The sequence below is a fragment of the Flavobacterium gillisiae genome, from assembly GCF_900107635.1.
GTDB lineage: Bacteria > Bacteroidota > Bacteroidia > Flavobacteriales > Flavobacteriaceae > Flavobacterium > Flavobacterium gillisiae.
The window spans coordinates 137,554-152,336 of record NZ_FNRD01000013.1 but is presented as its reverse complement, the minus strand read 5'-3'; the positions used below and the strand labels follow the sequence as shown (position 1 = coordinate 152,336).

Sequence of the window (14,783 nt, the reverse complement as noted above, 5' to 3'; positions counted from 1 at the left end):
CTCTCAGGACCCCTACCCATCGTAGCCTTGGTATGCCGTTACCATACCAACTAGCTAATGGGACGCATGCTCATCTTTCACCGATAAATCTTTAATTACAAAATGATGCCATTCCGTAATACTATAAGGTATTAATCCAAATTTCTCTGGGCTATCCCTTTGTGAAAGGTAGATTGCATACGCGTTACGCACCCGTGCGCCGGTCTCTAGAAAGCAAGCTTCCTATACCCCTCGACTTGCATGTGTTAAGCCTGCCGCTAGCGTTCATCCTGAGCCAGGATCAAACTCTTCATCGTATATTATGCGAGTTTCAATTAATTGAAACTCTATTTATTTTGACTGAAGGTCTAGTGGTTTTTTCAAATCTATCGATTCTATTACTCTTTATTCTTTTGCTTTAACATCTCTGTTAAAACGGCTGTCAATTCAATATGTCTAGGAACGTGTTCTTTTCTTCTTTATCACCTCGATAGTCACTTTTCGTGCTTCTCGAAGCGGGTGCAAAAGTAATAAACTCTTTTAATTCTCACAAGCTTTTTTTGAAATTTTTAGAAAATAAATTTTGTTTATTATTTCATTTGCTTACCAGGATGTAAAGAACTTATTCGTTGTTGCGGCTGCAAAAGTAACACCTTTATACCGTTAAACAATACTTTAAATTACCTTTTTCTCGCCCTTTTATTAACCTTGAGTTTAACTCGCTGGAAATCTATTGTTTGAAAATATTGCTTTTTACCTCCATTAGTTAAAAGTAGGAATTATCAGTGTTTAACCCAAGCGCCTAGCAAGTTTTTCAATTGACAACAGCCCGCAATGTAGAATTTACTGCCTTTATTCAACATGCAAACCAAACTACTACCTTCCACAGGAAAGAAAGCGTTTGTCGATGCAGATTCAACTAGCTCAATAAGCTACTATGACAAATTCCAAACCAAATCAAACTGCCTAGACCCTACTGAACAAGAATGAAGAGCTATCCAAGTAGCCTGAAAAGCATTTATCCAACTAAAAAGTTTACAACCACACCACATTACTACGATTTACATTATAAAAAATACAAAACAACCAGTAAAACATTACTCCCCTAGCCCCGATAGCAGTGGAAATCCTACTGAGCCGGGTTCGGCGATGTAGATTGTAGCGAATAGCGGGAAATAGCTACTAAAATCAAACTGCTCCTTCCTTATAATAGCAACAAACAATAAACTATTTGTTTTTACTCCTATATATAGAACAAACCTTAGCTATCTATTGTTTGTGTTTTTGTAATGGCCTATATTTGCATTCTTAAATTAACAAACAATGATTAAGATTACTTTGCCCGATGGGTCAGTTAAAGAGTTCGCTTCAGGCGTAACTCCGATGGATGTTGCTAAAAGCATTAGCGAAGGATTTGCTAGAAATGTAATTTCGGCTTCTTTTAATGGTACAACAGTGGAAACAACCACTCCTTTGACGACGGATGGCAGTCTTATATTATATACATGGAATGACGAAAGTGGGAAGAAAGCTTTTTGGCATTCGACTTCACACGTCATGGCACAGGTTCTTGAGGAAATGTATCCTGGTATCAAACTAACACTTGGACCAGCGATTGCTAATGGTTTCTATTATGATGTAGATTTTGAAGATTACAAAATAACCGAGGCTGACTTTAAGAAAATTGAAGATCGCGTTCTTGAGATTTCGAGAGGAAAACACGAATTCAAACTTCGTCCCGTTTCTAAAGCGGACGCACTAGAGCTATACAAAGACAACGTTTACAAAACCGAGATGATTACCAATCTTGAGGACGGAACGATTACGTTTTGCGATCATGATACGTTTACCGATTTATGTCGTGGAGGACATATCCCAAATACAGGTATCATCAAAGCGATGAAAATCATGAGCGTTGCTGGTGCTTACTGGAGAGGTGATGAGAAAAACAAACAACTAACACGTGTTTACGGGACTTCATTCCCAAAACAAAAAGAATTAACTGAGTACTTACTTTTACTTGAAGAGGCAAAACGTCGCGATCATAGAAAACTAGGAAAGGAACTTGAGTTGTTTGCTTTTTCACAAAAAGTAGGTGCAGGTCTACCATTGTGGCTACCAAAAGGAGCTGCATTAAGAGAAAGATTAGAACAATTCCTGAAAAAAGCACAGAAAAAAGCAGGTTATGAGCAAGTGGTTACCCCTCACATAGGTCACAAAGAGCTTTATGTTACCTCTGGTCATTATGCCAAATATGGAGCTGACAGCTTTCAGCCAATATCTACTCCGCATGAAGGAGAAGAGTTTTTATTGAAACCGATGAACTGCCCGCATCACTGCGAAATATACAACGTAAGACCCTGGTCATACAAAGATTTACCAAAACGATATGCTGAATTTGGAACTGTTTACAGATACGAACAAAGCGGCGAATTACACGGATTAACTCGTGTACGTGGGTTTACTCAAGATGACGCACATATCTTTTGTACTCCGGAACAACTGGATGAAGAGTTTAAAAAAGTAATTGATCTAGTTCTTTATGTATTTGGATCTTTAGGCTTTGAAAACTTTACTGCTCAGATATCTTTAAGAGATAAAGAGGACAGAGAAAAGTACATTGGAAGTGATGAAAACTGGGAAAAAGCGGAGAATGCTATAATCAATGCTGCCGCAGACAAAGGACTGAGCACCGTTATCGAATATGGCGAAGCTGCTTTCTATGGCCCTAAGTTGGATTTTATGGTCAAAGATGCCTTAGGAAGACAATGGCAATTAGGAACCATTCAAGTAGATTACAACCTACCAGAACGTTTTGATTTGACTTATAAAGGATCTGATAACGAATTACATAGACCTGTTATGATCCATAGAGCTCCATTTGGTTCAATGGAAAGATTCATAGCGATCTTGCTGGAACACACTGCAGGAAATTTCCCACTCTGGCTAATGCCCGAACAGGCTATTATATTGTCTTTGAGTGAGAAATATGAAATATATGCGAAAAAAGTTTTAGATTTGCTAGAAAATCACGAAATTCGCGCCCTCGTAGACAACAGAAGCGAGACAATAGGTAAGAAAATTAGAGACGCTGAAATGCAAAAAATCCCGTTTATGCTGATTGTAGGCGAGGAAGAAGAGAAAAACGGTACTATTTCTATCCGTCGCCATGGACAGGAAGGAAAAGGCAACATCAGCGTTACGATAGAAGAGTTTGCTGCAATAGTAGACGAAGAAATCAAAAAGACATTAAAAGTATTTACAGTTTAACTTAAATTATAAAGTCATAGCAATAAGAAGCAACAGAGGTTATCAACCTCGCGTAGAAAAAAAGGATGCCCACAGAATAAACAATCTTATTCGTGGTGTACAAGAAGTACGTCTTGTAGGTGAAAACATTGAGCCAGGAGTTTTTAAACTTTCTGAAGCACTAAGATTAGCGGATCAATTTGAACTAGATCTAGTTGAGATTTCGCCTAATGCGGAGCCACCAGTTTGTAAAATCATGGATTACAAGAAATTTGTTTACGAGCAAAAGAAACGTGATAAGATTCTAAAAGCGAAATCTACGCAAGTAGTCGTTAAGGAAATTCGTTTTGGTCCTCAAACAGATGAGCATGATTATGAGTTTAAGAGAAAGAATGCTGAAAAATTCTTGAAAGAGGGTGCTAAATTGAAAGCTTTTGTTTTCTTTAAAGGACGTTCAATCATTTATAAAGACCAAGGTCAAATCTTATTATTGAGATTAGCTACGGACTTAGAAGAATTTGGTAAAGTGGAAGCGATGCCAGTTCTTGAAGGAAAGAGAATGATTATGTTCATTGCTCCGAAGAAGAAAAAGTAAGAATCCTCCCCTAGCCCCTCCGAAGGAGGGGAAACTAGATGAAATAGGATTACTGATACACTTCGGCTCGCTATCCTTTGGACAGCGAGCCGAAGTGAGGAAAAGATAAGTAAGTAAGAATAAATTAAAACACTAGGAAAAAATGCCTAAAATGAAAACCAAATCTAGCGCCAAGAAACGTTTTAAAGTTACTGGTTCTGGAAAGATTAAAAGAAAGCATGCTTTTAAAAGTCACATCTTGACTAAAAAATCTAAAAAACGTAAATTAGCTTTGACACATTCAGCGCTAGTTCACAAATCAGATATGAAAAGCATCAAACAACAATTAAGAATTATATAATTAAGTAATCAGTCGTCAGCTCTTAGTAAGTAGTTTCTAACTGAAAACTAAAATCTGAAAACTGAACACTTTTTTAAATTCTTTAGGTTAAAACAATTTAATATAACCTTGGAGTATGGCCATTAAGTGCTTTTGATTAAATTCGAGCCGCCTGCTACAAAAAAACAATAAAATTATGCCAAGATCGGTAAATTCAGTTGCAAAAAGAGCAAGAAGAAAAAAAATAATGAAGCTAGCCAAAGGATACTTTGGTAGACGTAAAAACGTTTGGACAGTAGCTAAGAATGCGGTAGAGAAAGCAATGTGCTACGCTTACCGTGACAGAAAAGTGAACAAAAGAAATTTCCGTGCTTTATGGATTCAACGTATCAACGCTGGAGCTAGATTAGAAGGAATGTCTTATTCACAATTCATGGGGAAAGTAAAAGCTAACGGAATCGAATTGAACAGAAAAGTTCTTGCAGATTTAGCGATGAACCACCCTGAAGCTTTCAAAGCTGTACTTAATAAAGTAAAATAAACGTTTTATAAACTCAATTTAGATTACTTACTTATATAGAAACCTCATTCGCCCTGGCGTGATGGGGTTTTTTGTTATTAGAGAAAACTATACTGAATACCTACCTTGCAATAACTTCCATTAGAAAAACATAAAACTACTTTACGAATCAATTACGGTCACCACCTCAACGATATAGCCATTTAAAAAATTAACTTTAAAAATAGACTGCGAAATGTGGAAAACCGTATTCTAACTACAAAAGGAAGAATTACATTTGATCCTGAATCCAGCAAAGGATATAAATCAAGTATACTATTCCCCATATAATCGTCATCATTATGTTTAAAAAAGTATTAGTTGCCGAAGACCTAGACAGCATCAGCATTGCAGTTGTACAAGCGTTAGAAACACTCTCCATTCAAGAAATTGAACATTCTAAATATTGTGACGATGCACTATTAAAAGTAAAAAAAGCACTTCATGACAATGCTCCCTATGATTTATTGATAAGCGATTTATCTTTCAAAATCGATCATCGCGACACTAAACTAACTTGCGGTGATGAACTAATTGAAGCGGTGAAGAAAATTCAACCCGATATTAAAACAATTGTCTTTTCAATAGAAGACAAATCATATAGAATAAAATCTCTATTTAACAATTTAGGTATTAATGCTTATGTTTCAAAAAGTCGAAATAGCATCCCCGAACTTAAGAACGCAGTGGAAAGCATATTTGATACTGATAAACAGACTATTTCATCCGGATTAAACTATACCTTAAACGACAAATCACTCCATGAAATTGAAGCTTACGATATTTCACTTTTGAAGTTATTATCCAATGGGTACATCTTAGATGAAATTTCGGTAGCATTCAAAAAATCTGGAATAATCCCAAATGGTAGCAGCAGTATAGAGAAACGTATTAACAAACTAAAAATCTACTTCAAGGCCAACAATAACGTACATCTAATATCAATTGCTAAAGATTTAGGTTTGATTTAAAAACTAACCTTGCTCTAATATTGCGACATTAACCTACAAACTACTCTTTACTTCAAGAGTAGCCCCTTCGACAAAGAATTACAAACCGGACTACTTTCACACATTTGGTTTTAAATCACCAATCCTACAACTACAATGAAAGAATAAAAAAAAGCGCTTTACGGTTTCCCGTAAGGTTATCTCTTGTTTTGCAACTAAATTTGTATTGATTTAAAACTCACGGAATATTTCATTTAAATAATCAAATCATGCAAATTCATAATGAAGAAGAAGTATTGGATATTACCATAAAAAGCAATGAAGATTTCATTGATAACAAATGGGGTAAACAACTTGATGATTATAAGAATTATGTAAAGGAATACATTAAACATTATAAAAAAGCGCAGAAAGGAAATGAAGTTTCACGAGCATTATATCCGTATATGAGAGTAAAATGGGAAGCATTAAATGATCGGCTTAATACGGCAAGCAACAAAAATATTCTAACAGAAAAGCAAATCAAAAAGATAACTAAAATTAAAGCAAAAATAATTAACAGCTGCGCCGAATAATTTCAATCTACATAAAAGTTAGTTAATGCATTAGACGCAACCTATTATTCCAAATCGAAGAAAAATTAGCCCACAATGAGGTTTACCGTAAAGAAATCCATTTATCTCATTGTACTTTTGAAAAAAAACCAAGATGATCAGTATAAGTAACATACAAATATCCTTTTTTTGCTTATCTCTAGTCTTGAGCTCTTGTAAAAATTCCAGCGAATCTCCACAAACAATCAATCATTCCGCTTTTGACGTTAAAAAAGAAATAGAACCTTCAGAACTTGGCCAATACGCACAACAAGTTACAGGTACTGATGAAAACGGAAACAATGTTCATGGAAAAATTAATATTGAAGGAAAAATTGGTCTTGGTACCCTAGTTAAGAAAGATACTAAAAACATTGAAATTGTCGTGGAATGGAACGGAATAAACAGATTATTAGCCACCGATTCAGAAGGTTATCAATACAATCTAAAACTAAAGTAATTTTTGCTGATGCAATAAGTATTTAACTCAGTGCTAATAACATCTTCTATTTCACTTTTACCTGCTTCTTTTTTCCATTATAAATAGACGTTTAATACCAATTATTTTAAAATAATTGACTAGGTTGCAGCCAATTCAATCTTAGTTTTCCCCAAATAAATGAAACGCATTCTCTTAGTATTCCTTATCCTTTTTTACACTTTACTTTACTCCCAAACCAAATTACTCTCTTGGAATATTGAAAATTTCGGTCAATCAAAATCTCAAGTAGAAATTGCCGATATAGCTCAGACAGTACGAGATTATGATATAATTGCAATCCAAGAAGTAGTAGCGGGTTATGGCGGTGCCCAAGCCGTTGCAAAACTCGCAGACGAACTGAACCGTAAGGGAAGCAAATGGGATTATGTAATTAGTGACCCTACGAGTAGTAGTGCCTATAAAACGGAGCGTTATGCTTTTATATGGAAAACCGCAAAACTTAAACTAATTGGTACCGCATGGTTAGAAAAAAAATACCATTTAGAAATAGATAGAGAGCCTTATTTGGCCACATTTCAATATCAGAAAAAACAATTTACCGTTGTGAACTTTCATGCCATAACAAAAAAAATGCAGCCAGAAACCGAAATAAAATATTTCAAGTTCCTCCCTGATGAATACCCTACTCTAAATTTAATATTTGCTGGTGATTTTAATTGCCCGCAATCACATACGGTTTTTAATCCTTTGAAAAAAATGGGGTACCAACCTATATTGGTTGGTCAAAAAACATCTTTAAAACAAAAATGCAAGAACAACAACTGCCTTGCATCTGAATTTGACAATATGTATTACAAAACCTCCAAGATTAAAAGTATAAACTCAGGGGTTATTTCTTTTTATAAAAACTTCAACTCGCTAAAAGAAGCGAGAAAAATATCAGACCATATCCCTATCTGGTTTGAATTTTCGCTAAATTAATTATTCGAACACTTCAAATGTATCGCCGTCAAAACTTGCAAAAACCATAGAAGGATGAGAATCTTGATGATAGACATTCCCTTTGCTGTCAATGGCAATAGCACCGGCAAAGCCATCATAAGGTTTTAGTTCGTTGAACGTTTTAGCGAAAGCCTCTTCTAGCGAAAAACCATCAGTAACACGGGTTACGATTTTAGTAGCTGTGGCATTACTCATGATGTCCTCACCCACTCCTGTCAAACTCACTCCACAGAAAGCATTAGCATAATTACCAGCAACAGTGGCTGAATCAGAGATTCTACCTGGAACTTCAAATCCTTTACCTCCGGTAGAAGTGGCAACTGCTATTTTTCCATTTTGGTCAAAAGCAACACAACCTACGGTTCCAGTACCTAAAGATTTTACTTTTTCTTCGTGCTCTGCACGACGCTGTGGAATTTCGGTTGAAAATACTTCAAAACCATTTTTCCTTGCAAATTTTGTCGCACCACTCCCACCTAAAACGCGGTCATCGTATTCCATTAATATTTGGGCAACTTGAACTGGATTTTTTACTTCTTCGATATTAATAACACCGCTCATCTTTTGGGTTTCCCCATCCATTATTGCAGCACTCATCCTGATTTTTCCGTCACTTTGTATTTGCGACCCAATGCCTGCATTAAACAATTCATTGTCTTCTAAAAGTGAAACTGCAAAAACAACTGTTTCCACAGCTGAATGCGACTTTAGATAGTCATACGAATCTTTAACTATTTGCTCTAAAGCACCTTGTTTGGCTATTTTTGTCTCATTACTTGTAGAAGATTCAGAGAAAAAACCACCGTGTATAATTAGTTTCATTATTTTTTGATTTCAGCTTGTAAATTCAGTAGTATGACATAGCTATTTTATAAGCAGAACATCAGCATTGTGCTGGCATTCGTCCACCCCCAACTTACATTAGTTATATTATGAAGTATGAATTTGCATTTTATGTGTCCCAATGTTATAAGTATCATTCATACTCATCACGTGAACCACCAAATTATTTATCGAAATAGGTTGTCCCAATTCTACCTGAGTCAGATTCGTATCTTTTATATCGCGTCCATCAACTAAAATAACTAATCCGGAACCAATGGCTTCCATCTCGTTATTATTCGTTATTAACAAACCTGTATCTTCTCCCAATCCAATTCCAAGAACTCTTGGATTACTTACAACCGTTTGAAACAATCGACCAATTCTTCCTCTTCTAACAAAATGGGTATCAATAGTAACTCCATCGATTAAACCGAGTCCGCTTGTGATTTTCACTTCCCCTTTCAATAAAGCTTCTGAGCTACTTCCTTGATAGATCATACTGTTAGACGCTGCTGCTGCTCCGGCAGATGTTCCAGCATAAACAAACTCCTCGTTATGGTATTTATCCAATAAGATATCATGAAATGGAGTTCCTCCAAGAATTGAAGTCAAACGCAATTGATCTCCTCCTGTAAATATTACAATATCGGCTGCTTTTAAGCGTGTCAAAACAGCAGGATCTGCCGCTTCTTCTCGTTTTTCAATATAAAGAACGTCTATATTCTTCGCATCTAAATAAGAAAAAGCTTTTACATATTCAGGGCCAATTTCTTTTGGAATATTCGAAGCCGTAGTAACGACCTCAATACGTGAATTTTCTTTATGTTTTGATTCGCTAATTATTCTTTTAAGAATTCCAGTTTCAAAAAAATTTAAATTACTGGCGCTATTTTTATCTAAATCGGTTTCAGTAAAACTTCCTTTGTCTACTGCACCTCCTATTATTATCAATTTTCCTGTTATCTTCATTCGGCAAAAATAGACAAAATATAAAAAAGAGCTACTGAAGTACTCTGTTTTTTTAAAGCTACAACGTCATGAATAATGTTAATTTTATGTGCATAAATTTTGATTCAGTTACAAAAAACTTTATATTGGTAGCAATATATTCTTTAACAGAAACAATGATAGAATAGAATTTACAAAAAGTAATTTGTTTCAACTAAAATAACCCTTCCATTTTTATGAAAATAATAAAAGTACAAGCACTTCGTGGACCAAATATTTGGAGTATCCAAAGAAAAAAATTAATTCAAATGCGATTGGATTTGGAGGAAATGGAACAATTTCCAACCAATAAGATAGAAGGATTTAAAGAAAGAATAGAAGCAATGTTTCCTACAATGATTGAACATCGTTGTTCAGAAGGTTGTCGAGGCGGTTTTTTTTCCAGAGTGGAACGTGGTACTTGGATGGGACATGTAATTGAGCATATTGCGCTTGAAATACAAACCTTAGCGGGAATGGAAACTGGATTCGGAAGAACTCGTGAAACCAAAACCCTTGGGACTTACAATGTTGTTTTCAGCTACACAGAAGAGAATGTTGGTCTTTTTGCTGCGGAATCTTCCGTTGCAATTGCTGAAGCTTTAATTGCGGGAACCGAATATGACCTAGAAAGTGACTTACAAAAAATGCGAGAAATCAGGGAACGTGTTCGTTTAGGACCAAGTACTGGAAGTATCGTGGAAGAAGCCGTTTCGAGAAATATTCCTTGGATAAGATTAGGGACTAATTCATTAGTACAATTGGGTCATGGGATAAACCAAATGCGTTTTCAAGCGACCATCACTTGCAAGACCAGCAGTATCGCTGTAGATATGGCTTGCAACAAAGAGCTGACAAAAAAAATGCTAGATATGGCCTCGATTCCTGTAGCCAGCGGTAGTATTTGTGTAGACGAAGAAGATTTGGCAGAGACCATAAATAAAATTGGCTACCCAATTGTCCTTAAACCACTTGATGGAAACCACGGTAAAGGGGCTTCGATTAATGTTACTAATTGGGAAGATGCTGTTTCCGGCTTGGCTTTCGCCAAAGAATACAGTAGACGTATTATCGTTGAAAAATTCATTACTGGTTTTGATTTTAGAATCTTAGTGATTGACAATAAATTAGTAGCTGCAGCAAAACGAGTACCTGCGCATGTCATAGGAAATGGGAAAAATTCAATTCAAGAATTGATTGACGTGGAAAACCTAGATCCAAGAAGAGGTTACGGACATGAAAATGTTTTAACACAGATTGATGTCGATAGGGATACTGAAGACCTACTTGAAAAACTAAACTATACTTTAGAAACAATTCCAAGAACAGCTGAGATTGTATTTTTAAAATCTACCGCTAACCTAAGTACAGGTGGCACCTCTGTAGACGTTACAGATATGATGCATCCTGAAAATATATTTCTAGCCGAAAGAATTTCAAGAGTAATTGGATTAGACATTTGTGGTGTGGATATTATGGCCGAGAATTTAACGCAACCTTTAAAAGATAATGGTGGTGTTATTCTTGAAGTAAATGCTGCACCGGGTTTTAGAATGCATCTTGCGCCTTCTGAAGGTTTACCTAGGAATGTAGCAGCTCCTGTTATTGATATGCTTTATCCTCCGGGAAAATCATGCCGAATTCCAATTATCGCTGTAACTGGTACTAATGGTAAAACAACCACAACACGATTGCTTGCTCATATCGTAAAAAACAATGGCTATAAAGTAGGTTTCACTACTTCTGATGGGATTTACATTCAAAATCACATGATGGAAAAAGGGGATACTACGGGACCTCAAAGTGCACAATATATATTGAGAGATCCTACGGTTGAGTTTGCCGTTTTAGAAACTGCAAGAGGAGGAATATTACGTTCTGGACTGGGTTTCAGCATTTGTGATATCGGGATTATTACTAATATCCAAGAAGATCATTTAGGAATAAGTGACATTCACACTTTGGATGATTTAGCAAGAGTAAAAGCGACTGTTGTAAAAAGTATCAAGAAAGACGGTTGGGCAATTTTAAATGGAGATGATGAACATTGTATAAAAATAGGTGCTGAATTGAACTGCAATGTGGCTTACTTCAGTTTAGATGAAGATAATCCATTCATCAAGAAACTAAGCGCTGAAGGAAAAACAGTTGCCGTCTATGAGAATGGTTTTATCACTGTCAAAAAAGGAGAGTGGAAAATTAGAATCGAACGTGCTACTCATGTTCCTTTAACACTTGGTGGGAAGGCTAAATTCATGATTGCAAATGTTCTTGCAGCTACCTTAGCCAGTTATTTATGGGGATTCAAAACAGAAGATATTAGTTTGTCCTTACAGACTTTTATTCCAAGTGCTGCTCAAACCCCAGGACGTATGAATATTTTTGAGTTCAAAAAATTCAAAGTCTTGATTGATTTTGCTCATAATGCTTCTGGATACAAAGGTGTCGAAGAGTATTTGCAAAGCGTAGACGCTACCAAAAAAATTGGAATTATTGCGGGTGTTGGAGATCGTCGCGATGAAGACATTCGTGAATGTGCTACTATTGCCGCCAGAATGTTTGATCATATTATCATTCGACAAGAAAAATATTTGAGAGGAAGAACTGAAAATGAAATAATCGATCTAATATTAGAAGGAATTTCTGCTTCAGGTAAAAATGTGACTTACGAAATTATTCCAAAAGAAACAGAAGCTATCAGACATGCCATTAATTGTGCTGAAGAAGGAAGTTTTATTACTGCCTTAAGTGATGTAGTTACTAATGCTATCGAAATTGTACAAGAATATTTGGACAAAGAAAATGAATACGGTATCGTTTAATTTTTTTATATAAATACAAAAGCTACTGGAAACAGTAGCTTTTTTTTGCTAAAAAATCGACATTCCAGTTTTATTAGTCAGTAGTTCCAAGGCATGCATTCCCAATTCTGAATTGCCTTTCCTATTTAATTTAGGAGACCATGTAGCTACCACAAAAACTTTTGGAAATAACGCCACAATACCACCACCAATTCCACTTTTACCTGGCAGTCCTACCTTATACGTAAACTCACCTGACTCATCATAAAATCCGCAGGTCTGCATCAAAGCATTTAATCTTTTTACTTGACTCTTTGTCAAAATTTGTTTTCCTTCTTTCGTTTTCCCTTCATTGGCAAAAAAGTAAAAAGAATGTGCAAGTTCATTGCAAGTCATTTCAATCGAACATTGATGAAAATAGAAATCCAAAACAACGTCAACATCATTTTCAATATTTCCAAATGACTTTAAGAAATTAGCCAAAGCGGCATTTCTAAAACGGGTATCTTTCTCCGATTGGGCTACGTCCAAATTATATTCAATTGTTGGACTTCCAGAAATCAACCTTATATAGGCTAGAAAATCGTCTTTGGGATTTTTTAAACAGGAAACTAACATATCAGCTATGACAATTGCTCCCGCATTAATAAATGGATTTCTCGGGATACCTTTTTCATGTTCCAATTGAATCAAAGAATTAAAAGCCGTTCCTGAAGGTTCAACACCGACTCTTTCCCATATTTTTTCATCTAAAAAAGAAAAGGCCAAAGCCACAGTTAATGCTTTTGAAATACTCTGAATAGAAAATTTTTCATTGCTGTCTCCAATGCCAAAATCGCCTCCTTCGATTGTAGTCAAATGAATCCCAAACTTATTTGGACTCACCTTAGCTAATTCCGGTATGGTTAAAGTCACATTTCCTTTAGTGGGAAATCCATTCGACTCTTGTTGTATCTCTTGTAAAATTGATGCGTAATCCATAATGTACTACTTGTTTTAGAAAGCGGTCAAAGTTAGGTCTTTTGTTTTTTCTTTCTGGCAGCAGGAAACAATACATTATTTAAAATTAAGCGGTATCCCGGAGAATTAGGGTGTAAATCCAAAACTGTTGGCGCTTCCCCCACCTGATGCTGAAAATCTTCTGGATCATGCCCACCATAAAAGGTAAAAATTCCCTTTCCTTTCTCGCCATGAATGTAACGCGCTTCCCCATTCAATTCACAACTACCCATAATTAAAACATTTGATTTAATAAGCGCAGCATCAAAAGAAGTAGTCTGCCCCATAAAACCCTTTACCAGTTGTGTATGATTTTGACACAGCATACTTGGAATAGGATCCCATTTAGCGGAAAACTCCATTAGGGTAAAATAATCTTTATCCATTGGAATACGCCGTTTCTCCGTCATATCAATATCTGAAAATTCATATTTATCCGGTTTTCTTTCTAATATAAAATCTTTAAAAGCAAAAGTATTCCCATAATTCATACTAGACTGATAATTGGCATCACTTGGATCTCCATCAAACATCGGTTCACAAATATCCACTCCATCAGCTGCCAATGCAATATCAAAACTGTCTGTAGCGGAACACATGGCAAACATAAATCCCCCTCCAACAACGAAATTTCTTATTTTTTTGGCTACAGCTCCTTTTTCCTCTGATACTTTTGTAAAACCTAATTTGGATGCTAACTCTTCTGCCTCTTTCTTATCCTCAATATACCAAGGTACATTTCTGTAGGCGCCAAAAAACTTTCCGTATTGTCCCGTAAAATCTTCATGATGTAAATGCAACCAGTCATAAAGTACTAATTGGTCGCTAAGGACTTCTTCATCATATATGGGTGTAAATGGAATTTCGGCATAGGTTAAAACGAGTGTTACGGCATCATCCCAAAGTTGTTTTCCCTTAGGTGTATAAACAGCAATTCTAGGTGCTTTCTCAAGGATTACCGTTTCCATATTTTGAGACGGGCTCGATATTTCATCTAAAATCCTCGCTTCTTCACTCTCTGAAAGAACTTCAAAACTCACCCCTCTAATTTGGCATTCCTTACGAATTTCCGGAGCATCAGGCAATAGGAAAGAACCACCGCGGTAGTTGAGTAACCAACTGGCTTTAAATTTTTTTTCTAAACACCAAAAAGTAATTCCATACGCTTTCAGGTGATTTTGTTGCGTGTTTTCGTCCATCGGCAACAAAATAAAAGATGCTTTTGCTGTAATCGACACTAGAAAAACTAAAATAAAAAATACTCTTTTAGAAATCATTATATAAGATTTTAACTCAAAGATAGAAAAGGAAAAGATTTATACTGCTCAAATTTCACTTTTTAAATCAATTCACTTATAAGATTATTGATTACAAGAAGTTGCTTGAAACAAAATGTAGAATACAAATAATTAAAAAACAGGTAAAACTACCTATAGTCACCCTAATAACAATTCTTAAATTTGAATTGTTACTTTATATAAAT

Annotated in this window: 13 protein-coding genes and 1 rRNA gene; 9 read left to right on the top strand and 5 right to left on the bottom strand. The window is 35.6% G+C overall.

The window, feature by feature from the left end:
* A 16S ribosomal RNA gene (locus BLV35_RS16425) occupies positions 1-296 on the bottom strand; the annotation flags it as partial.
* 1,006 nt (positions 297-1,302) lie between these two features.
* On the opposite strand from BLV35_RS16425, the gene thrS reads away from it, so the two are divergent.
* The 8 genes from thrS (at position 1,303) to BLV35_RS16385 (ending at position 7,667) form a co-directional block, all read left to right on the top strand.
* Complete coding sequence (thrS, locus tag BLV35_RS16420; RefSeq protein ID WP_091092747.1) at positions 1,303-3,249, top strand: threonine--tRNA ligase; 1,947 nt, start codon at positions 1,303-1,305, stop codon at positions 3,247-3,249.
* 16 nt (positions 3,250-3,265) lie between these two features.
* A complete protein-coding gene (infC, locus tag BLV35_RS16415) occupies positions 3,266-3,823 on the top strand; it encodes a translation initiation factor IF-3 (protein WP_379852977.1) in 558 nt (185 codons plus the stop codon).
* A gap of 142 nt (positions 3,824-3,965) precedes the next feature.
* Positions 3,966-4,163 carry a 50S ribosomal protein L35 gene (rpmI, locus tag BLV35_RS16410; protein ID WP_007136182.1) on the top strand — a complete coding sequence of 66 codons (198 nt, stop codon included), beginning with the start codon at positions 3,966-3,968 and terminating at the stop codon, positions 4,161-4,163.
* A gap of 175 nt (positions 4,164-4,338) precedes the next feature.
* Positions 4,339-4,683, top strand: a complete 345-nt coding sequence (gene rplT, locus BLV35_RS16405; RefSeq protein ID WP_016990536.1) for a 50S ribosomal protein L20 — start codon at positions 4,339-4,341, stop codon at positions 4,681-4,683.
* Between the two features lie 320 nt (positions 4,684-5,003).
* Positions 5,004-5,672, top strand: coding sequence for a DNA-binding transcriptional response regulator (locus BLV35_RS16400; protein WP_091092745.1), 669 nt, complete (start codon positions 5,004-5,006; stop codon positions 5,670-5,672).
* 248 nt (positions 5,673-5,920) lie between these two features.
* On the top strand, positions 5,921-6,226 hold the full coding sequence (locus BLV35_RS16395) for a hypothetical protein (RefSeq protein ID WP_091092741.1): 306 nt from the start codon (positions 5,921-5,923) through the stop codon (positions 6,224-6,226).
* A 133-nt stretch (positions 6,227-6,359) separates the two neighbouring features.
* On the top strand, positions 6,360-6,704 hold the full coding sequence (locus BLV35_RS16390; protein WP_143031874.1) for a hypothetical protein: 345 nt from the start codon (positions 6,360-6,362) through the stop codon (positions 6,702-6,704).
* Between the two features lie 159 nt (positions 6,705-6,863).
* Entirely contained in the window at positions 6,864-7,667 is an 804-nt protein-coding gene (locus BLV35_RS16385; protein WP_091092736.1) for an endonuclease/exonuclease/phosphatase family protein, read from the top strand.
* Here the strand turns inward: BLV35_RS16385 and BLV35_RS16380 are convergent, their stop codons facing one another.
* Positions 7,668-8,510: an isoaspartyl peptidase/L-asparaginase gene (locus BLV35_RS16380; RefSeq protein ID WP_091092733.1), complete on the bottom strand. Its 843-nt coding sequence runs from the start codon at positions 8,508-8,510 to the stop codon at positions 7,668-7,670.
* Positions 8,511-8,618: 108 nt separating this feature from the next.
* The gene (locus BLV35_RS16375) at positions 8,619-9,482 is read right to left on the bottom strand and encodes a cyanophycinase (RefSeq protein ID WP_091092731.1); all 864 of its coding nucleotides are present in this window, start codon (positions 9,480-9,482) and stop codon (positions 8,619-8,621) included.
* Between the two features lie 215 nt (positions 9,483-9,697).
* Between BLV35_RS16375 and cphA the strand changes: the two genes are divergently transcribed.
* Positions 9,698-12,322 (top strand): cyanophycin synthetase, encoded by a 2,625-nt coding sequence (gene cphA, locus BLV35_RS16370; RefSeq protein ID WP_091092728.1) that lies wholly within the window; start codon positions 9,698-9,700, stop codon positions 12,320-12,322.
* A 48-nt stretch (positions 12,323-12,370) separates the two neighbouring features.
* Here the strand turns inward: cphA and BLV35_RS16365 are convergent, their stop codons facing one another.
* Both BLV35_RS16365 and BLV35_RS16360 read right to left on the bottom strand, forming a co-directional pair.
* Positions 12,371-13,282, bottom strand: a complete 912-nt coding sequence (locus BLV35_RS16365; protein ID WP_091092726.1) for a glutaminase — start codon at positions 13,280-13,282, stop codon at positions 12,371-12,373.
* A 32-nt stretch (positions 13,283-13,314) separates the two neighbouring features.
* Positions 13,315-14,577, bottom strand: coding sequence for an asparagine synthetase B (locus tag BLV35_RS16360; RefSeq protein ID WP_091092723.1), 1,263 nt, complete (start codon positions 14,575-14,577; stop codon positions 13,315-13,317).
* Between the last annotated feature and the right edge of the window lie 206 nt (positions 14,578-14,783).

Coding starts and splice junctions, on each gene's coding strand:
- thrS (WP_091092747.1), top strand. CDS start 1,303: ATGATTAAGATTACTTTGCCCGATGGGTCAGTTAAAGAGTTCGCTTCA.
- rpmI (WP_007136182.1), top strand. CDS start 3,966: ATGCCTAAAATGAAAACCAAATCTAGCGCCAAGAAACGTTTTAAAGTT.
- rplT (WP_016990536.1), top strand. CDS start 4,339: ATGCCAAGATCGGTAAATTCAGTTGCAAAAAGAGCAAGAAGAAAAAAA.
- BLV35_RS16400 (WP_091092745.1), top strand. CDS start 5,004: ATGTTTAAAAAAGTATTAGTTGCCGAAGACCTAGACAGCATCAGCATT.
- BLV35_RS16395 (WP_091092741.1), top strand. CDS start 5,921: ATGCAAATTCATAATGAAGAAGAAGTATTGGATATTACCATAAAAAGC.
- BLV35_RS16390 (WP_143031874.1), top strand. CDS start 6,360: ATGATCAGTATAAGTAACATACAAATATCCTTTTTTTGCTTATCTCTA.
- BLV35_RS16385 (WP_091092736.1), top strand. CDS start 6,864: ATGAAACGCATTCTCTTAGTATTCCTTATCCTTTTTTACACTTTACTT.
- BLV35_RS16380 (WP_091092733.1), bottom strand. CDS start 8,510: ATGAAACTAATTATACACGGTGGTTTTTTCTCTGAATCTTCTACAAGT.
- BLV35_RS16375 (WP_091092731.1), bottom strand. CDS start 9,482: ATGAAGATAACAGGAAAATTGATAATAATAGGAGGTGCAGTAGACAAA.
- cphA (WP_091092728.1), top strand. CDS start 9,698: ATGAAAATAATAAAAGTACAAGCACTTCGTGGACCAAATATTTGGAGT.
- BLV35_RS16365 (WP_091092726.1), bottom strand. CDS start 13,282: ATGGATTACGCATCAATTTTACAAGAGATACAACAAGAGTCGAATGGA.
- BLV35_RS16360 (WP_091092723.1), bottom strand. CDS start 14,577: ATGATTTCTAAAAGAGTATTTTTTATTTTAGTTTTTCTAGTGTCGATT.